The organism is Streptomyces sp. NPDC005752, from assembly GCF_040630715.1.
GTDB lineage: Bacteria > Actinomycetota > Actinomycetes > Streptomycetales > Streptomycetaceae > Streptomyces.
In genome coordinates, this window is sequence record NZ_JBEXYB010000021.1 from 16928 (window position 1) to 37352 (window position 20425).

At 68.4% G+C, this 20425-nt stretch carries 15 protein-coding genes; 8 read left to right on the plus strand and 7 right to left on the minus strand.

Features of this window, described 5'->3' with window-relative positions:
• Positions 1 to 6 precede the first annotated feature (6 nt).
• Positions 7 to 888: an SDR family oxidoreductase gene (locus ABZ441_RS18830; RefSeq protein WP_358975045.1), complete on the minus strand. Its 882-nt coding sequence runs from the start codon at positions 886 to 888 to the stop codon at positions 7 to 9.
• A gap of 959 nt (positions 889 to 1847) precedes the next feature.
• Between ABZ441_RS18830 and ABZ441_RS18835 the strand changes: the two genes are divergently transcribed.
• Complete coding sequence (locus ABZ441_RS18835) at positions 1848 to 7013, plus strand: DUF6531 domain-containing protein (RefSeq protein WP_358975048.1); 5166 nt, start codon at positions 1848 to 1850, stop codon at positions 7011 to 7013.
• Between the two features lie 128 nt (positions 7014 to 7141).
• Positions 7142 to 7546 carry a hypothetical protein gene (locus tag ABZ441_RS18840; protein ID WP_358975051.1) on the plus strand — a complete coding sequence of 135 codons (405 nt, stop codon included), beginning with the start codon at positions 7142 to 7144 and terminating at the stop codon, positions 7544 to 7546.
• Positions 7547 to 7794: 248 nt separating this feature from the next.
• On the opposite strand, the gene ABZ441_RS18845 is transcribed toward ABZ441_RS18840, so the two are convergent.
• From ABZ441_RS18845 to ABZ441_RS18860, 4 genes are all read right to left on the minus strand, one after another.
• Positions 7795 to 8655, minus strand: coding sequence for a DUF3592 domain-containing protein (locus tag ABZ441_RS18845; protein ID WP_358975053.1), 861 nt, complete (start codon positions 8653 to 8655; stop codon positions 7795 to 7797).
• A 44-nt stretch (positions 8656 to 8699) separates the two neighbouring features.
• Positions 8700 to 9797 (minus strand): DUF3592 domain-containing protein, encoded by a 1098-nt coding sequence (locus ABZ441_RS18850; RefSeq protein WP_358975055.1) that lies wholly within the window; start codon positions 9795 to 9797, stop codon positions 8700 to 8702.
• A gap of 308 nt (positions 9798 to 10105) precedes the next feature.
• The gene (locus ABZ441_RS18855; protein ID WP_358975057.1) at positions 10106 to 10324 is read right to left on the minus strand and encodes an undecaprenyl diphosphate synthase family protein; all 219 of its coding nucleotides are present in this window, start codon (positions 10322 to 10324) and stop codon (positions 10106 to 10108) included.
• 218 nt (positions 10325 to 10542) lie between these two features.
• Positions 10543 to 11055, minus strand: coding sequence for an SUKH-3 domain-containing protein (locus tag ABZ441_RS18860; RefSeq protein WP_358975060.1), 513 nt, complete (start codon positions 11053 to 11055; stop codon positions 10543 to 10545).
• A gap of 162 nt (positions 11056 to 11217) precedes the next feature.
• Between ABZ441_RS18860 and ABZ441_RS18865 the strand changes: the two genes are divergently transcribed.
• From ABZ441_RS18865 to ABZ441_RS18885, 5 genes are all read left to right on the plus strand, one after another.
• Entirely contained in the window at positions 11218 to 11850 is a 633-nt protein-coding gene (locus ABZ441_RS18865; RefSeq protein ID WP_358975062.1) for a hypothetical protein, read from the plus strand.
• A 181-nt stretch (positions 11851 to 12031) separates the two neighbouring features.
• On the plus strand, positions 12032 to 14083 hold the full coding sequence (locus tag ABZ441_RS18870; protein ID WP_358975065.1) for an APC family permease: 2052 nt from the start codon (positions 12032 to 12034) through the stop codon (positions 14081 to 14083).
• A 119-nt stretch (positions 14084 to 14202) separates the two neighbouring features.
• On the plus strand, positions 14203 to 14427 hold the full coding sequence (locus ABZ441_RS18875; protein WP_358975068.1) for a hypothetical protein: 225 nt from the start codon (positions 14203 to 14205) through the stop codon (positions 14425 to 14427).
• 855 nt (positions 14428 to 15282) lie between these two features.
• Entirely contained in the window at positions 15283 to 16731 is a 1449-nt protein-coding gene (locus ABZ441_RS18880) for a Gfo/Idh/MocA family oxidoreductase (RefSeq protein ID WP_358975071.1), read from the plus strand.
• A 64-nt stretch (positions 16732 to 16795) separates the two neighbouring features.
• Entirely contained in the window at positions 16796 to 17818 is a 1023-nt protein-coding gene (locus tag ABZ441_RS18885) for an NEW3 domain-containing protein (protein WP_358975074.1), read from the plus strand.
• A gap of 107 nt (positions 17819 to 17925) precedes the next feature.
• On the opposite strand, the gene ABZ441_RS18890 is transcribed toward ABZ441_RS18885, so the two are convergent.
• Entirely contained in the window at positions 17926 to 18675 is a 750-nt protein-coding gene (locus tag ABZ441_RS18890) for a dienelactone hydrolase family protein (RefSeq protein WP_358975077.1), read from the minus strand.
• Positions 18676 to 18784: 109 nt separating this feature from the next.
• Between ABZ441_RS18890 and ABZ441_RS18895 the strand changes: the two genes are divergently transcribed.
• On the plus strand, positions 18785 to 19267 hold the full coding sequence (locus tag ABZ441_RS18895) for a MarR family winged helix-turn-helix transcriptional regulator (RefSeq protein WP_358975080.1): 483 nt from the start codon (positions 18785 to 18787) through the stop codon (positions 19265 to 19267).
• 42 nt (positions 19268 to 19309) lie between these two features.
• Here the strand turns inward: ABZ441_RS18895 and ABZ441_RS18900 are convergent, their stop codons facing one another.
• Complete coding sequence (locus ABZ441_RS18900) at positions 19310 to 20410, minus strand: alanine--glyoxylate aminotransferase family protein (RefSeq protein WP_358975083.1); 1101 nt, start codon at positions 20408 to 20410, stop codon at positions 19310 to 19312.
• Positions 20411 to 20425: the final 15 nt, after the last annotated feature.

Below are 20425 nucleotides of genomic sequence, written 5' to 3' on the forward strand. Positions count from 1 at the left end.
ACCCGATCAAGGGAGCGGCGTGCCTCCGGTGGCGTTCATGATCTCCGCGGTGATGAAGCTCGCGTGCCCCGAAGCCAGGAACACATACGCGGGCGCCATCTCCGCGGGCTGAGCCGGCCGGCCCATCGGCGCCTGCTTGCCGAACTCCTTGGTGTCCGGCAGCGTCGCCGGGATCAGCGGCGTCCACACCGGCCCCGGAGCAACGGCGTTGACCCGGATGCCGTTCTCGACCAGCATCTGCGCGAGGCCCTGGGTGAACGTCACGATGGCGCCCTTGGTCATGGCGTAGTCGAGCAGGTGAGGGCTCGGCTTGTATGCCTGCACCGACGTGGTGTTGATGATCGACCCGCCCGAAGGAATGTGCGGCACGGCCATCTTGCACAGCCAGAACATGCCGTAGAGGTTCGTGCGCACCACCCGGTCGAACTGCTCCGTGGTGATGTCCCCGATGCCCTCAGGCTGGGACATCTGATACGCCGCGTTGTTCACCAGCACATCGATGCGCCCGAACTCCGCCACGGCCCGCTCGACGAGGCGACGGCACTGCTCCTCTTCCCGGATGTCGCACGGCACGGCCAGACCGCGGCGCCCCGCCTCCTCGACGAGGCGGGCTGTCTCCTTGGCGTCCTCCGCCTCCTCGGGCAGATACGTGAACAGCACGTCCGCGCCCTCGCGTGCGTAGGCCAGAGCGACTGCCCGCCCGATACCGGAGTCACCGCCGGTCACCACCGCTGCGCGGTTCTGCAGCAGCCCGCTCCCCCGGTAGGAATCCTCGCCGTGGTCAGGACGGGGATCCATCGGACCGGTCCAGCCCGGCGGCTCCTGGTCCTGCTGAGCGAACTCCGGCTGCGGGTGCTTGGTCGTCGGGTCCTGCGAGGTCTCACCCATCAGTACTGTTCCTTCCTCGGGTCCACTGTTTCCAGCTTGCGCCGCTCCTGACGGCGGCGCGAACGCCCACCGCTCGCGGTGCACGAACGGCGTGGACGCATGTCTCCGCAGCATCGCGTTTCCGTGATCCGCGGTTCCACACATGCGGGGCGAGGCATTCCAGTCCGTCGATCCCCTCCATGAGCATGTCGACACAGCCGTAAGCGGCGTTGGAGCGAGGCACGGGGTACCACCCTCGCAGTGGGTCCCGTCCCGACGGGCCACGGCTGTGGGCCGTTCCCTTCAGCACCTTGCCGTCGACGGTGATCGCTCGGCGCGTCCGACCCTGTCCCCAGCCGTCTCGCGCCGACTCATGAGGTAGGCACCGCCCGCCCGGTCGACGGCGTCACCAACGACAGTTGCCAACACCCGGCCGCCCACGGCCCGCGAAGCCACAGCGCCACTCAAAGCTCCAGTCGACAGCAGGCAAGGCCCGCGAACGAGGCGCACCTTTCACTCCCCGCCAGCCGCCACAACCACGCCGGCCTCCGAACAGAAACCCAGGCTTGGCCGGCTGCTCTCCGGGTGTTCAATTACCGCCTCCAGGACAGGACGGCGTGTTCACGCCAATCGCCCATCGGAGGGTGGCTGGTTGACCCCGCGACCAGGGAACACACCGGGAACCGTTCGGCGCGGCACATCGGGATCCAGCCCCATCCACCACCGTGCGTTAGTTCGATCCACTTTTGGATCAAGCATCACCCCGACTCCTTTCACGACTTACTCACGGGTGATGCACTGTGCGCACACAAGCGCGAAGACTCCTCACGACACTCCTGGCTCTGGCTCTCCTGGCCGTCGCAGGGGTCATCCCCTCCTGGGCATCCCCCGGAGGCCAACAGACCTCCATACCTCCATCGGCTGCCATACGGACGGCCGCGGCGAGAACCGCTTCGGGTCTCCCGAAGCCGCCCAAGGCCATGACGCTGGCCGAGAGACGCCAGCAGGTGAAGCGGGACCGGGGCGAGCTGTCGCCCATGCACAACTACATCGCCCCGCGCGCAGAAAAGCCGTCCGGCACACCGCAGCCCCGCCCCACCGAACCCGCCGACCGGGGCCCGGCCGCCAACAGATCGGCAACTCCGTTCGGTGCACAGGCAACAGGGAATCCCACGTGGGTCAGCGCGTACGCCACTGCTTACCCGGCGATGTTGTCGATCGGCGGGCAGTTGCAGCTGCCGACGGGCACGACGGCTTCCTCGGTATCCGGGATGTGGCTCTACGTCCGCGACGAGGCGGGGAACTTCGTCCTCCAGCAGGAGATCAAGCGCTCCACCGGTGACCCTTCGGGCCGCTTTCTCGACAACGGTGCCTGGTGCTACGGATGGTGGCCGGGCAACGCCTACCCCGCCGACCAGTGCTTCTGGTGGAGCGGCAGCGCGCTCGGGGGGCATCTCGAGGACGGTAAGAAGTACTACGCCTGGATCTTCCTCACTGGCACGGACGGGTCGTCGAGTCCGGGTGGAACCACCTCTCCCCTGGTGGAAGCCTTCTACACGCCCGACATCCCTGGGGCGCAGGCGGGCATCTGCACCTGCTACGCACAGGCCCACCGTGCGGACCCGGTCAACACGGCGACCGGCATGTTCTTCGAGCAGCTCACCGACGCCTCCCTGGTCGGCCCAGGTGTGCCCCTCGCCCTGGAACGCACCTACCGTTCCGACTCAGCCACGGCGGGCCTGCTGGGCCGCGGCTGGGCGACACCGTTCGACTCGAAGCTCACGGTCGCGACGGGGAAGGTCACCTACCGGGCGGACGACGGGGCGTCGTTCGTGTTCACACAGAACAGCGACGGGACGTACAAAGCCCCGGCCGGGTCGGCGGCCAAGCTGGTCAAAAGCACCAGTGACTACATCCTGACCACGCCCGATCACACCAAGCGGACCTTCACCAGCGGTGGTCAGCTCGTTTCCGTCGTGGACAAGGCCGGAAAGGGGCTGAACCTGACGTATGTGTCCGGCAAGCTCGCCTCCGTCAAGGACGCCGCCGGACGCACGACGACGTTCACGGTCGGCGCCGACGGGCTGCTGACCAAGGTGGCCCTGCCGGACACGACGTCGGTGTCCTACGGCTACACCGGTGGTCTGCTGACCTCGGTGACCGACCCCGCCGGAAAGACCTCTTCCTACGCGTATGACGCGAACAAGCGGCTGTCGTCCTACACCGACCCGGCGGGCGGCAAGGTCAGCAACACCTACGACACCGCGGGCCGGATCACTTCCCAAACCGACCAGAACACCAAGACGACCACGTTCACCTGGGACGGCCGTCGCGAGTCGCACACCACGGCGCCCGACGGCGGCGTGTGGACCGACGTGTACTCCGGCAACGTCCTCCTGTCGACCATCGACCCGTACGGCAAGAGCATCACCTACGACTACGACCGCAGGCTGCGGCCCGTGGGCATCACCGACCAGCGCGGCAACACCACGTCGATGACGTACGACAGCGCCGGGCGGATGCTCACGCGCAGTTCGCCCTCGGGGCTCGGCTACAAGGAGACCTGGACCTACGACACGTCGGGCAACATCACCAGCCACACCGACGGCCGCGGCAACAAGACCACGTACGCCTACAACACGTCCAACCAGCTGATGACGACCACCGACCCGCTCGCCGGCACCACCGCCTACACGTACACGGCACTCGGCGCCATACAGACGGTGAAGACGCCGCGGGGCAAGGTCACCACGTACGGCTACGACACTGCCGGGAACCGCACGTCGGTGACCACACCTCTGGGTGAGAAGGCGACGTTCACCTACGACGCGGCCGGGCGGATTCTGACGAAGAGGGACCCGCGCGGCAACGTCACCGGCGCCGACCCCGCCGCCTACACGACGACGTACGCCTACGACGGGCGAGGGCTGCTCAGCTCGGCCACCGACCCGCTGGGCCGCACCACGTCCTACACCTACAACGGTGCGGAACAGCTCCTCACCGCGAAGAACCCTGAGGGCGACACCACGGCATTCGCCTACGACGATGCCGGGCACCTGACCCGGACGACGGACGCGGCTGGCGAGTTCGTCACCCGCACCTACAGCGCCGCCGGGCACCTCGCCTCCGAGACGGACGCAGCCGGCAACAAGACCACCTACACCTACGACAAGGTGGGCCGCCTGCTCACCAGTGTCTCCCCGCGCGGCAACGTCACAGGCAATGACCCGGCCGCCTACACCACGAGCTACGCCTACGACGCCGCAGGGAACAGCGCCAAGGTCACGGGTCCCACCGGCGCGTTCACCACGACGACCTACGACGCGATCAACCGGCCTCTGGTGAACACCGACCAGCTGGGCCACACCACCGCCTACACGTACGACGCCAACGACAACGTCACCAAGGTCACCGACGCCGCAGGCAAGACGACCCTCTCCGTCTACGACAAGAACAACCAGCTCACCACCAGCACCAACCAGCTGAGCAAGACCAGCACCTACACCTACGACGCCGACGGCAACCTGCTCAGCAGCACCTCACCCCTGGGTAACAAGGAGAGCTGGACCTACGACGACGACGGCCGCCAGGCAACCGCCGTCGACCCGCGAGGCAACGCGGCCGGCGCCTCCCCCGCCCAGTACACCACCACCTACGACTACGACCCTGCGGGCAATCCGACCGCCGTCACCGACCCACTCGGCAACGTGACCAGAACCGAGTACGACGCCGTCGGAAAAGTCACCCGGAGCACCGACGCCGACCAGCGCGCCACCACCTACAGCTACAACAAGCTCGACCAGCTGACCACCGTCACCGCCCCCGGCGGCGCGGCCACCACCTACGGCTACGACACAGTCGGCAACGTCACCGGCCGGACCGACGCCAACAACCACGTCACCACTTACGGTTACGACGCGGCGCACCGCCTGACGTCGGTCACCGACCCGCTGGACCGGGCGACGACGTACGCGTACGACGCGGACAGCAATCCGGTCAAGGTGACGACGCCCCGCGGCTCAACCACCCGGACGTATGACGTCCGCGGCCTGGTCACCAAGATCGACTACTCGGACACCACGCCCGACGTCACCCTCGGCTACGACGACGCCGGACAGATGACCGCCCGTGCCAACGCGAAGGTATCCGAGGACTTCGTCTACAACGCGGTCGGCGACCTCACCAAGACCCGCGGCTTCGCCTACACCTACGACGCCGCCGGACAGATGCTCACCCGTAAGTACTCCGACGGCACCACCATCGGCTACACCTACGACAACGACGGCCGCACCGCCACCATGACGGCCGACGGCGCCACCACCACCTACACCTCCGACGCGGCAGGCAACCTCACCAAAACGGCGCTGCCCAACACGGAGACCGAGGAGCGCACCTACGACCGGGCGGGCCACGTCACCGCCGTCACGTCCGCCAAGGCGGGCACGACGGTCACCAAGACCGCCCTGACCCTCTCGGCGGCCGGCTTGCCCACCCGCGTCGACGTCACCCGGGCCGGAGTCGGCACCGGCGGCTACGACCAGACCTACGACACCGCAGGCCGCCTCACCTCCGGCTGCTACCCCCAGCCCTGGATCACCGGCTGCGCCGCCACCCGCACCACCTCCTACACCTACGACAAGGTCGGCAACCGCCTGACCTCCACCCTCGGCGCCACGTCCACCAGCTACACCTACGACGACGCCGACCAGCTCACCTCCACCACCACCGGGACCACCACCACCGCCTACGACTACGACGCAGAAGGCAACCAGACCACGGCCGGCGCCAACACCTTCACCTACGACCTCGCCGGACGGACCTCCGCCGCCACCGTCGCAGGCACCGACTACACCTACGACCACGACGCCAGCGGCAACCAAGTCGCCACCCTCAAGGACGCCACGGTCACCAGCCGCACCCAGTGGGATCCCAACGCCCCCCTGCCGATCCTCGCCACCGAGTACGACAGCGCCTGGACCATCAAACAGTCCTACCGCTACGACCCCCTCGGCCAGCCCGCCGCCACCAAAACCGGCACAGGCGCGGTCTTCTACTACCACCACGACACCCAAGGCTCCCCGCTCGACGTCACCAGCAGCACCGGCACCCTCCACCAGCGCTGGGCCTACGACCCCTACGGCACCCGCGTCCTGGGCACCGTCACCGGCGGCGCACCCTCAAGCACCCCCTCCTACACCGGCGCCCGCTACGAGACCACCACCGGCAACCTCGACCTCCACGCCCGCCAATACACCCCGGCCACCGGCCGCTTCACCAGCACCGACCCGGCTGCGCGCAGTGCCTCGACTCCCTACGTGTCGCCGTACGCCTACGCCGACAACAAGCCCACCCTGCTCACCGACCCCAGCGGCCGAACCCCCGAAGACCCGAACGACAGCGTCGACGGCATCGGCGACGTGCTGGGCATCTTCGGTGACGCCTTCGTCGACGTCGTCAAGTCACCGTTTATATTCCTCGGTGACGCGCAGGACGCCTTCACCGGTGAGAACGGCGGCGCCGGCGCCTTCCTCGACAAGTACCTCCCCGTCCGCCCCGCCTACCGCCTCTACCGCGCCGAATACATGCTCCGCCAACAAGGCTGCGACGCACTCGCCGACCTCTACGCCGAAGCAGCCGAAGAGCTGACCCAACAGCTCGCCGTCACGGGACTCGGAGGACTGACCGGGTGGCGCAAGGCGGCGGCATCGCCTCGTGGTGCGGCTGGAGCCACCGTGATGGGGGTTCCACCTGCCTCGTCGTTCACCTGGGCCGGCGGAAGCGTCCGCTACACAAGGACCGCCACGGCAATCGGAGACGATACGAACACGATTCAGAATCTGCTGCGGTCCAAGGGCGACTACGGGCACGACGTCATTGTGCACGGCAACGAACAGGGAGAATTCATCGTTGACGGCAAGATAACCCACCCGCAGCAGATCGCCGAACTGGTCAGAGAAAATCCGCATTACAACGGAGGCCCCATTCAGTTGGTCACCTGTCACGGCGCTTGCAAGGCGGCCGGTGAACTCTCCAAGGCTCTGGGTGGCGTGGAAGTGAGAAACGCGAGCGGTCATCAGGTAGATCTCCACCCCCGGACCGGAAAGGTTCGCGAGTGGCCTGAGGGAAGCCAGGGCGACCCGAGGTAAAATTCTCCGAAAACAGCTCAGGAGTATCCGTAAGGGTGCGTCCGGAACGAGACGCCGTGCGCACCCTTACGCACCAGCGTAAGCACACCTATCACCGCCTCCGGCGGTCCTGCTCAGGAAGCCGTCACATGCGCCAGGTCACCCCTCTCGGGTTTTTCAGCAGTATCTCCAACCAGTCCCGCTTCAGCGTTAATGCGGAGGACATCAAGAAACTCTCCGGACAGATTCCCGTACACGACTGCTCGCGCGTAGCGGAATACCTGAGAAGAGCTCCCGTGATCATCGCCCTCATGGGATATACGGAGGATGTCGTGGGCAAAAAGTTCGGCGTGATGGGTGGGTCCGCCATTCACAGTGACGGCACCTACTACTGGCGTCGCGACACTGCCGAGTATGTGGAGACCTACAGGACGGGACTGCCTTCTGGATTCATGGAGCATGGTGCGAGGATGCAGTGGAGCGTCCCCCATCTCAGCGATGCGGAAATTTTGGAGATCGATGATTTCTTCGAATCGCTTCGTACGCAGGGCTGAGTGGGAACGAGCCTGTTCCATCTGCAACCCCCACGGGCACCTCATGCCCCGACATCTGACCGGCGGGGTGTCGTGTCCTTTGGGAACAAGGGGCACGACACCTCAGCATGCGGCTGACCTGCGGATACCTACCTTCACAGTCCTCAACTGATCACTGTTGTTTTGCAACCGTCAGTTTTTACGACACCGAAAATCAGAACGTCCACGCGCACATGGAAGATACCTCCGCGCACAGCGCTTGTCCGGCCTCACAGCAGCACCACTCCGACGACGACTGCCGCCACGCCGAGGAGTAGCGCCACGACGCCGATGGCGGTGTCGAGTGCGCGGGATCGGTGTTCTGCGGCGAGGTTGAGGGTGAACACAGCGGGGTCGTTGGGCGTGTAATGAACTGTGATGTTGCGGCCGTAGGAGTTCGCCGGGTCAGGCAGCCCGTCGGTGCAGTACGCGGTGACGGCGGTGCCCTCGTGTGTGGTGAAGGTGATGACAGGCGTGTGGCCGGTACTGGTGTCGCCGTCCGCGTCGGTGCTGGTGTCCGTGAGCACGGCGACGACCCGGCCCTGAACAGGAGGACGGGAGGCCAGCCCATCGATACGGCGGCTCACCGCGCGTTCGCTCTGCGGCAGGTACCAGGCTCCGGACACGGTCCAGGGTCCTCCGAAGCCGACCAGGGCCCATGGCCAGGCCCAGTCGACCGACGCGAAGACCACCAGCCCGACGTAGATCAGGAAGAGTGCGAAGTTCGGCCGTCCGAGCCCGCGTCGGCCCGCCCAGAGGTCGCCGACGAAGTGGTGGGCGTGCGGTCTCCCGCTCGGATAGCGGACGCCGATCTCCCGGCCCGTCCAGGCCGCCGTGATCCTCTCCCCGTGGTCACCGTCGTTCGTCACGGTGAACTCCTGCCCGGTGGAGGGGTCCTGGAAGGAGACGACCACGGGTATCCCGTCGCGCTGCGAGCTTCCGTTCCGGGGCTCCCGCACCCGATCGATCCGCCCCATGACCCGAACCGCCCGCTGCGCCCGGGTCATCCCGGCCAACGACCGGGCATACCCGAGCAGCGCCAAGGTGCCGAACGCCCCGCACCACAGCGCCAGATATCCCTCCAGCCCCATATGTCTGCCTCTTTCTCCGTGAGATGCGTCCGACGCGGCGTTCGTCAGTGCGCCGGGGTGCGCCGCACCACCTGGCCCTGCGCGTCCGCCTCCAGCGATGCCGCTCCCTCGGCACCCGTCACACCGACCCTGACGGTGAGAGAGCCGGTGAGGCGCTCGACGGTGATCTGCCAGGTCTGCGGGGAACCGGCCCCCAGGCTGCTTCTCGCCTCCTCGACCAGGGCGGGGAAGCGGTCGTAGGGCAGGGAAGCCGGGTCGAACGACGGCGCCTGTGCGCCGGTGGGCGCGTACACGACCGACAGCAGCCGCTCCTGTACGACGACGGTGAGCGCCGAGTCCATGTCCGTTCCCTTGACGAGCGAGCTGACGGCCCGGCGTAGTTCACCCTTTTCGAGGAACGACTGGTTCGGGCCGAGGGTGACCGTGCCCGACGCCGACGACACCACCGTGGTCGACGAGGACGAGGAGGAGACCGACGGCCCGGCGACGGCGGGCGGCGGCGCGGAGGCGCTCCGGTCGAACAGGTCGGCGCGGAACAGCAGGATCACGCCGGCGGCGGCGAGCAGCAGGGAGAGCAGCGTGACGAAGCCGACGGCAGAGCCCTCGGGAGTCTCGCTCACCATGGCCGGGCCGGGTGCGGAGTCGACGCGGGCCCCGACCGCCCGCTCCTCCCACTCCGGTGTCGGCCTCTTCACGATCCTCACCCGGCACGGCCGGTCGGGCGGGTACCGGACCACCACGACGCCGCCCGGCCGGTAGTCGGCCAGGTCGACGAGGTTGATGTTCTGCGTGAACGCGACGCGGTAAGCCGGTACGCCGTCCGGCGCGACCGTCAGATCGAACCGCACCGCCACGTCGCTCGTCGCCTCACCCCCGACCGCCTCCAGGCTCTCGACCATCGCGAGCGCGGTGCGGGGCGCGACCGCCGCCTCCCGGGCCCGCCGCGGTGCGCCGGCGAGGAAGAGGAGCAGGCCGTAGACCATGGGCAGGACCAGCCCCGCGACGAACAGCGGCGCGTTCTCGATGACGCCGCCGACAACGAGAGCGGCCGGCGACGCCCCGACCACACCGCCCGTCAGAAACCCCCGTGCGAGGGCGACGGGGGTGTTGCGCGTGGGCGGCGCGCCCGTGGTCATCGTCATACGGGTGATTGTGCCGGGCTCGGGTGACGGTCGGTAGAACTTCAAGCACCCGCCGTCGGGCCTCTCTGCCGGGAACCACTTCGTCAGCGGAATGTGGTCGTGCGGACCTCTGTGCGGAACTCGTCCTGTACGCGCTCGCGGATCAACTTGGACACGCCGGTCCTCGGGTGTTGGTGGGTGGTGACTGGGCGGCTCCGAAGCGGGGTCGCGGCGGGTGTAGGTGTCGATGGCCTGCCACACAGGTGGGTGCGGGGGCGATCGGTGTCGGGCCAGGGAGCGTCGAGGAAGACGAGTTCCGCGTAGGTCGATTACCAGGGAGGGAAGTTGGAGGTGCGCTGTTCGCCTCCGGTGCGGATGAGCAGGTCAGGTGGCGGGGGATGTCGTCGGGGCCAATGGTTCCGGCGGTCACTTGGCGGGCGAGGGCACGCGCGGCTTGGGTGATTAGGCTGTGCCCGCCGTAGTCGATGCACATGTTCACTGTCAGTGCGGTGGCGCGTGACGTACTCGGTTTGGCGCAGGGCACTCACCAGGTCCGGTCAGGCTCAACCCGCGCACCACCGGGCGTCGGCCATAGGCCTTACCGAATTGTGGAGACGTCGAACGGCACCCGTGGGTCCCGGGTCGAGGGGTTCGCGTCATGAACACCATCGGGTACGGAGGGTAGTGATAACGGATCCGACGCCGCACCGAGGCCGAAGCCGGCAGGCACGAGAACCTGCTCCCACGCAGAGATTCCGGTCGGCACTCAGACGAAGTAGTCCTCGACGTCGTGCATCTCACTGCTCATCAGGGCCATCAACGCCTCGTACTTTCCCCACCCGAGGTAATACGCACCCGTGTGGTGCGAAAGGAAAAAGCGCCGCCTTTCGTCCATGAGCAGGGTGGATCCATCATAGGTGTCATACCCCACCGGAAAAATCCGCGCACCGAGGTCTCCGGCGAGTGCGGAGATCTCCTCGGCATCCCCCTTGAACACGAGATGCGGTGTGAAGATCGCGAAGTTCTCCGGTGCGGTGTCGACGACGGCCCGGAGGAACGCGTGCTCCCGGATGAAGGCGAGGGCAGGAACGGAAGGCTCGATTTCCACACCGTATGAACGGTATCGCTCAACAACGGCCGCAGTCACCGCAGATGACGCCCCTTCCCCGACGTCGCGGCCCGGGCACCACCCGGCTTCTGCCAGCCACGCCTCCACTTCTTCGACTGTGGAAAGAATCGGCACCGTACCCTTGCCCACCTGCGCCGCGGCATCGCTCAATTGGAAGTGGCGCGACCTGACGTCTCGTCGTGCACGGTGTCCCCGTTACGATCTGCGTGACCGCCCAGCATCATCCCCTCCGCCGCAGCCGGACGAGCCGGTGCGTGACGGCGATCGCGCAGATTCGGCTCGTGAGTGGCGGGACAGGCGGTGAGGAGTCGGATGAACAGTCTCGGTGATGAAGTTGAGGGTGAACACCCCAAGCCGCCGGTTCGGTTGGCAGTCGCACTCGGCGTAGTCGCTCTGGTGTTCTGCGGGGCCGCCGCAGCTGTGGTCGGCGCGCTGTGGTGGGCGGCCGATCGCGCGGAGTCGGATCTGTCGGACCAGGAGATGAACTGTTGCTGGGAGGAGGGAGCGACCTCTGCCTGGATGAGCGGACAGATGGGTATCCGCTTCCCGGAACACGCCTCGGACCGGCGCGCGGGCTACAAGGTCGGGCAGCGCTACGACACGGGACTGCTTTCCTTCGTCCTGCCGAGCGCAGAAGCTCAGACCTATACGGATCAACTCGTCCCGGACGGTATCGAAATGTTGGGGAACGCGCTCGTCAAGGAAAAGGACTACCGTCCTGCGGCCGCCTTCGCCCACCTCGGACTGCGGGAGCCGGAAACGTTCTCCCACGATCTGCGGAGGACCGGCCTCTGCCCCGAGGGACTCGATACCCCTGAAGGCGCACAGCTTCAGCGCTGCATCGACCTGTTCGTGCACGAGTTCAAGCCCGGCACCACGCGCATATACATCCGGTCGACCATCGAGCCGTCCGTGACACCGCCGTCGGCGGTCGCCGAGCCGTAGGCATGCGTGACACCCACCCGTCGTGCCCCGCTCCTCACCCCCCTCCGGGTCCGGTGGCAGGACATGCGGCACCGCGCGAACGGCGCCGACGGGTGGCAGGCCGAGCCCCCGGTCCGAGAGTTCTCCCCCGTCGGCTGCGCGCCAGCCGGGCTGCCGCGGGGAGCCGGTTTACGATCGCGGCGTGCCGACGGCTATCGAGATCGTCAAGCGTCTGGTCATCGGGCGTGCCCGGCGGAGTGAGGAACTGGGTGAGACGCTGCTGCCCAAGCGGCTCGCTCTGCCGATCTTCGCATCCGACCCGCTTTCCTCCGTGGCATACGCCACCCAGGAGATCCTGCTGGTCCTCACCCTGGGAGGACTGGCCTACCTTCACTTCACCCCGTGGATCGGGGCCGCCGTCGTCGCGCTGATGACGGTGGTGGTGCTCTCCTACCGGCAGGTCGTCCACGCCTACCCGAGCGGGGGCGGATCGTACGCGGTCGCCTCGGCCAACCTGGGCCCCTCCGCAGGTCTGGTCGTCGGGGCGTCGCTGCTGGTCGACTATGTGATGACCGTGGCAGTCTCCGTTGCCTCCGGGGTCGACAACATCATCTCCGCACTGCCTTCCCTGGCCGGGTACCGCGTGCTGATGGCGCTCGGCTTCGTGGCCCTGCTCACCGCGCTGAACCTTCGGGGCCTCCGGGAGTCGGGCCGTTTGTTCGCCGCGCCCACCTATCTCTTCATCGGCGGTGTGCTGATCATGATCGGCACCGGGCTGCTGCGTTACGTGCTGGGGGACGCCCCGGTCGCCGAGAGCGCGCGGTACGGCATCACCCCGCAGACGGGCGACCAGGGCCTGGCGGGGCTCGCGCTGGTGATGCTGGTGCTCCGCGCCTTCTCCAGCGGCTGTACGGCGCTGACGGGCGTGGAGGCGATCTCCAACGGGGTGTCCGCATTCCGCAAGCCCAAGGCCCGCAACGCCGCCAACACGCTCGCTGCCATGGGAGTCATCGCCGTGGTCCTGTTCGCGGGCGTGACCACGCTCGCGATCATCACCGACGTGCACATCGCCGACGACGCGTGCCGACTGACCGGACTGACCGACTGCGCCGGCTACACCCAGCGCACCGTCATCGCACAGCTCGCCGCGGCCGTCTTCGGCGGTTCGACCAGCTTCGGCTTCTACTACATCCAGGCAGTCACGGCCCTGATCCTGATCCTGGCGGCGAACACCGCCTTCAACGGCTTCCCCCTGCTCGCCTCGATCCTCGCCCAGGACAGCTACCTTCCGCGTCAGCTGCACAACCGCGGCGACCGGCTCGTCTTCTCCAACGGCATCATCGCCCTGGCAGTCGTCGCCGGGCTCCTGCTGTACGGCTTCCGGGCCGACGTCTCCAGCCTGATCCACCTCTACATCCTCGGCGTCTTCACCTCGTTCACCCTCTCCCAGACCGGCATGGTCCGGCACTGGAACCGCGCTCTGCGCGCCGAGACCGACCATGTACAGCGCCGTCGGCATCACCTGGCCCGGGCGGTCAACTGCACCGGTGCTCTCGTCACCGGGCTGGTTCTGGTCATCGTGCTGGCCACCAAGTTCACCGAGGGGGCGTGGCTGGCCGTCGTCGCCGCGACCGTACTGTGGCTGATGATGCGGGGCATCCGTCGGCAGTACGACAGGACCTCCGCGGAACTCGCCGTGACCGATCCGCGGCAGGACAGCGTCCCGCCCACGCGGGTCCTGGCCATCGTCCTCGTCGCCAGACTCCACCGGCCGACCCTCAGAGCCCTCGCCTACGCCCGCGCCTTCCGGCCCGACCACCTCGAAGCGGTCACCGTCGCGGTCGACCAGGAGTCCCTGGCCACTCTGCGCAGGCAGTGGCACGAGTTCGACATCCAGGTGCCTCTCCGGGTGCTTCGCTCGCCGTACCGGGAGATCACCAGACCGGCGGTGGAGTACGTGCGCTCGGTCCGCCGCGACGGACCTCATGACGTGATCGCCGTCTTCATCCCGGAGTACGTCGTCGGCCACTGGTGGGAGAACCTCCTCCACAACCAGACCGCCTTCTGGCTCAAGAGCCGTCTGCTCTTCACGCCCGGTGTCACCGTGACCAGCGTCCCCTGGCAGCTCTCCTCCGCGACCGGCACCCGTCGGCCCATCGCCCGAGCCCCCGGCTCGGTCCGCCGCGGAGAGCCTCCGAACGAGGCCGGGCACCCCACGGCACACGCCTCGTCACGACCTCCGGGCACGAAATGACCGACCACGGGAGCCCACCGGCCTCCGGGCAGCGGATTCGGCCGCGGAGGATCGGGCGCCGTAACGCGTATGGAGCAGAACACGGAGCGCGCCCCGTCGAGCTGAGAAAAAATTGGGCCATGACAAACGCCCCGATAGTCATCCACTCACCGAGCCCGTCGGGGGGACGGCTCGTCACGGTGCACATCAACGGTCGCGAAGAACGCCTCGGGATCGCGCACAGCGACCAGGAACTCATCGCCTTCCTCGCTGACGCGGGACTCGAGGACCCCGAGCGGGTCCTGGACAGCCGGGCCCTCATCACCTGGGAGGGCACCGCGGCCCACCGGTACACAGCGGCCTGAGCCGACCGGTCCGCGGTGGCGGAGGAAGGAGGCCGGACGCACTGCCGGTCGGTCCCCCGACGCCCCGGGGCCGAGGGGGCGTGGGGGCCTCGGGTGGGTCGGGCGCGGTCGACGACGTCGGGGGAAGCTGCGGGGCGGACCGCAGCAGACGGTGCGGCGGAATTCCGCCCGATGCCAAAGCGCACCGAAGGTACCGCGTCGTGGATGACGACGCCGGAGGGGGAATCTGCGCGCAGCGCGCGTAAGCCTGCCCCCGCGGGCTGGACGCCTCGCCCAGGGACTTCGGTGGGCTGCCCGTCCGGGGCGGACGCAGCTTCTGCCGGGGCCCGGCGCCTCGACGTCCGTGGCGGCCGACATCAGGTTGCCGTGGGAGTGGCTGACCCCGCCGCCAGGGGATCCGCGATCCTCGATGCGCGGATCTGACACCACGGCACCGCTCTACGCCGTTTCAGCACATATCTCGGCGCCGAAGCCGAGAACACGCGCGGCCGGTGGCCGGCTCGGGCCTTCGCGCCACCCGGTGCCACGAGGGACGTGCGTCGGGTCCACGGCAGGAGTGCAGTGCGAGTAGCGCGGAGGCGCCGGTCGCGACCATCACCGGCGTGGCATCGGCGCTGTTCCGCGACGTGTGTGCGAGCACGCCGAGAGGGCGCACCGGAAGGGCGCGAACTCGCGCAATTCACCGCGTAATACACGGGCGCCACCCCCGCGATGGACAGCTCTGACGCATCGCAGCCGAATGCTTGATTTTGTTCGTAACACCGTTCTTTCGAGCATCTATTGACACGCAACTGGCGTCACGGCCAGAGTCGTCCCCGCCAGTGCTGCCGGTCACGTATCGAGGAGTGTCTCGCCATGCCCGAAATTCCTGCCCTCTCACGCCGTTCGATGCTCGGAGGAACACTGGCCACGGGAGCCGTCGCGGCCGGCCTCGGCTCGGCCACCGGTGCGGCCGCGGCCACGAGCGGCGCGCCGTCGGCAGCGGGGGCGGAAGCCGCGGCCCCGGGCCGCCGTCCCGGCCAGAAGTCGATGATCAACGTGCCGTTCGAGGCGTACAGAACGGTCCGGGTCGGTGTGATCGGGCTCGGCAACCGGGGTTCCGGCATGACCACGGGGTGGTCCGTCATCCCCGGCTGTGTCGTCACGGCCGTCTGCGACATCCGCGCCGACCGCGCAGGGCGCACGGCCGACGGCCTGGTGGCCGACGGCAAGCCCCGCCCCGCGGAGTACGGCGGATCGGCGGACGCGTACGCCAAGATGCTGCGACGCGACGACATCGACCTCGTCTACATCGCCACGCCCTGGGAATTCCACTACGAACAGGGCAAGGCCGCACTCCTGGCCGGGAAGCACGTCGTCGTCGAGCTGCCCATCGCGACCGAGGTCAACGAACTGTGGGATCTCGTGGACACCTCGGAGCGCACCCGCAGGAACCTGATGCTGTCGGAGAACTGCAGCTACGGCCGTAACGAGCTGGCCATGCTCAAGATGGCACACGAGGGCCTGTTCGGTGACGTCACCAACGGTCACGGCGGCTACCTGCACGACCTGCGTGAACTGCTCTTCTCCGACACGTACTACACCGACGCGTGGCGCCGGCGCTGGCACACCCGCAGCACCGCCTCCTTCTACGCCATGCACGGCCTCGCGCCGATCGCCGCCGCCATGGACATCAACCGTGGCGACCGCATGACGACACTGAAGGCCACCGCGACCGCGCCGAAGGGGCTCGCCGACTACCGGGAGCGATTCGTCCCCAAGTCGCACCCCTCGTGGCGCGAGACCTACATCAACGGCGACCTGGTCAGCTGTGCGATAGAGACGGCCAAGGGCAGGACCATCAGGGCCGAGCACGACGTCAGCTCGCCCCGCCCCTACAGCCGCATCAACTCGCTCGCCGGCAGCCGCGGCATCTTCGAGGACTACGCGGGTACGTCGGCGACCGGCGGACGCATCTACGTCGAGCCCGACCACAGCGGTCACTCCTGGCGTGACTTCGACGCGTACCGCAAGGAGTTCGACCACTGGCTGTGGAAGGAGCTCGGCGACGAGGCCGAGAACGGCGGCCACGGCGGCATGGACTACATCCTGCAGTGGCGGACGGTGCAGCTCATGCGCGCGGGGCTGGTCCCCGACATCGACGTGTACGACTCTGCCTCCTGGTGCGCACCGGTCCCCCTCAGTGTCATGTCCCTGGAAAAGGACGGCCGTCCGGTCGCCGTCCCGGACTTCACCCGGGGCAGCTGGGTCAACCTCCGCTCCGGCCTCGACTCCCGCAGCACGGACATGCCCCCGGTCTCCTGACCCGGCGGCCCGGACCACCGGTCGCTCAGCCGCTCAGCCGCTTTGTCACCCGAAGGAGCAAGCAATGAGATCAGTACGACGCATCGGCCGGCTCAGATCCCTGGCGGTGGCGGTCACGGCGGCCGGGGCGACCGCCCTTCTCCCCGTCCAGGCGACGGCCGCCTCCGCCGAGATCCCGACCGAGGCCGCCGCCACCGAGGCCGCCGCCACCGAAGTGAACATCTCCCCCGTGGACCTCGACGGGCCGGCCATCTCCACCGTGAAGGTGACCGTCAAGAACACCGGTCCCCAGCGGCTCCGTTCACTCCAGGTCGCGTTCGCCGGGCCGACGGGCTGGGCCGTCCAGCCTGCCGTGCTCAGTGTGAACGGCTCATTCGCGAGCGGCGCCTCGGCCGACGCGTCGTTCCGGATCCAGGTCCCGGAGAAGCGCCCCGGCTTCGTCATCCGTACGTTCACGGCGACCGCGACCTACAAGGGCGGGGACGGCCGGGGCACGGCAACCGGCACCCGCACCGAACGCTCCGGGTCACCGCTGGCGAACCTGGCCGCGGCGTACAACAACGTGGCCGTCACCGACGAGTCCGACACCGGGCCGGGTGACTACGACGGCGAGGGCAACAGCTTCTCGGCACAGAAGCTGGCGGCGGTCGGTCTGACCCGCGGGACGAGGGTCGAAGCCCTGGGCGCCGAGCTGACCTGGCCCGACGTCGCAGCCGGCACCAAGGACAACGTGGCGGCCTCGGGGCAGGCGGTGAAGCTCTCGGGGAAGGGCAGCGCACTCGTCTTCCTCGGCTCGGGCGTCACGAGCGGCGCGACGGGCAAAGCCGGCGTCCACTACACCGACGGGTCGTCCAGCACCGGGACGTTCGGCTTTCCCAACTGGTCCTTCGACCCGGCCGACGCACACGGAGCGACGTTGGTGAAGTCGACCGACGGGCGCAACCGCCCGGACGGATACGGCAACGCCACCGTGAAGTACCGGGTCTTCGCCAACTCGATCCCGCTCGACCCGGACAGGACGGTCGACTTCGTGGTGCTGCCGGCGAACGCCGGCCTCCATGTCTTCGACATGGCGACGGCGCCGTGACGGCGTAGCTGCTGTCTTGACCGCTGCGGCGGTGCGGCGCAGTCAGCCGCACCGCCGCAGCGGCTACGGTCGCCGGACCCTCCCCGTTCCCGTACGACGCAGACGCGTCAGCTGTCGGCCAGGGTCCGGCGCAGAAGGGGCAGCAGCCGGTCCCAGTGGCGCTGCAGGGCGAAGGGGTTGAAGGCGTCGGTGTCCGACATGGTGTACCCGTGGACGGTGCCCGGGTAGATCTCGGAGATGTGGTCGACACCGGCGGCATCCAGGGCCTGGTCGAGTTCTCCGGCGGAATCGGACGTCATGTCGCCCTCGGCGAGGCCGAGGTGGACCCGGGCGGTGAGCTCGGGGAAGAGACGGTGCGGGCTGTCGGCCGCGTCGGTGACGAGAGAGGCCGGGTGGAATCCGGCGACGGCTGCCACCTGGCCGGGGTGAGCCGCCGCGGTGCGGATCGCCAGGGCGGCGCCCATGCAGTAGCCGATCGTGGCGACGGGCCCATCGCCGACCTCGGGCCGGGTGGTGAGGAAGCGGAGATAGGCGTCGGCGTCGCGCAGGACACGTTCGGTGGTATGCGCCTCGACGAAGGGCATCAGCCGGTCGACCACCGCAGGCCGGACCTCGTGCCCGATGTGCTCGGGAAGCTCGACGACAGGTGCCGGGCCGTGCCGGTAGTAGAGGTTGGGGACGAGTACGTAGTACCCGTGCTCGGCCAGCTCGCGGGCCCGCCTCTCCAACTCGGGCCTCACACCGAAGATGTCGGTGTACAGGAGGACCCCGGGGCGCCGTTCGCCGTGGTCGGGGCAGGCGGCGAAGGCGTCGGCCCAGCCGTCCGCGGTGGGGATCTGCACTGTCCTGATGGGCAAGATCTTCCTTCCTTGGAGTTCACTCCAACAACGTTAGCCGGGCTAACGTTTTTGGCGCGAGTGAACCTATACCGTTAGTCCGACTAACGCAACGGCTAGCATGGGTGCCATGACCGGGGCCGAAGGAAGAGACATACTCGACGAGGGCGCACGCAAGACGCCCGACCGGCTCAGCCGGCGGGCGAGTCGGCTTCTGTCGCAGCTGACCGTGAGGTCGGACCGGTTGATCACAGAGGGGCTCGCTCGGGCCGATGCCCGAAAGTGGCACTACGCCGTGCTCGCCTCACTCCAGGATCACGGGCCGGGCAGCCAGGCGGAGCTGAGCGGGCGCTCCGGCATCTACCGCAGCGACATCGTCGGGGTGCTGAACGAACTGTCCGAGCGTGATCTCATCGAGCGGGCGCCAGATCCCACCGACAGGCGTCGCAACATCATCACGATCTCCGACCGGGGTAGCCGCCACCTTCGCCTGCTCGACAAGGTCCTGGACGACCTCCACGACGAACTGCTCGCGCCGCTGGGTCCGGATGAGCGCGACCGGTTCGTACAGGTGCTCACCCGATTGCTGGACCACCACACCCGGATCTCCTGAGCCTCGAAGCGGCAGGACGCACCCGCAGGCCGGGCAACCGGGTCAGGGTACGTCCACCGGTTGCCCGGATGAACCCAGAACACGCCCGAGCGCATCCGCCGTCGCCTCGATCTCCGCCGCGTGGAACGCGCCCATGTGGCCGATGCGCACCGTGTTCTCCTTCCACGCGCTGCGCCCCAGGGCGACGAGGATCCCGTGGTCCCGTTCGAGCGTCCGGCGCACGCCGGACGCCCCTACGCCGTCGGGCAGGTGCACGGCCGTGACAGTGGGGGACGCGCACCAGGCGTCGGCGGCCGGTGTCATTCCCCGGTCGAGGAGCGACTTCCGCAAGGTGGCGGCTGTGGCACGGTGGCGGTCGAAGACGTGCTCCGGGCCTTCCGCCCGCAGCATGCCGACCGCCGCCAGGAGGCCCTGCAGTACCGTCACCGCCGGTGTGTAGGTGGTCGTGCCCTCCTCCACGGCCGCCGCCATGCGCGGGAAGTCGAAGTAGTAGCGTGGCTGTCCGCCCTCGTGGGCGACTCGCAGCGCCCTGCGGCTCGTCGCGATCAGGCTGAGGCCGGGCTGCGCCATCAGCGCCTTCTGGGTGACGGTGACAGCGACGTCGACACCCCAGTCGTCCATGTCGAAGCGCGCCGCGCCGACGCTGGAGACGCCGTCGACGAGGATCAGCGCGTCGCTCGACTCCCTTACGGCCAGGCATATGTCGCGCAGCGGGGCGAGGACTCCGGTCGACGTCTCGTTGTGGGTGAGCAGGACCGCCCGCACCGGGCCGGCCGCGCGCAGCGCTCCCAGCACGTCCGCCGCCGTCGGAGCGGTGCCCCAGGGGACCTGGTGAACGACGACGTCGGCACCGTAGCACCGGGCGATCTCGGCGAACCGGTCCCCGAAGTGGCCGGCCGACACGGCCAGCACGCGGTCACCGGGGGCCACGCAGTTGACGACGGCCGCCTCCATCCCGCCGGTGCCCGAGCAGGTGAACGGCAGGATGGGCGCACGGGTGCCGAAGAACGGGCGCAACCCGTCCAGCACTTCGGGCAGCAGCGCCCGGAACGCGTCGGAGCGGTGGCTGATGACCCCGTGGGCCGATGCCTCGGCGACTCGCGCCGGCACCGGCAGGGGGCCACTCGTGCGTACGTTGTTCACAACGGCAGGCTCCGG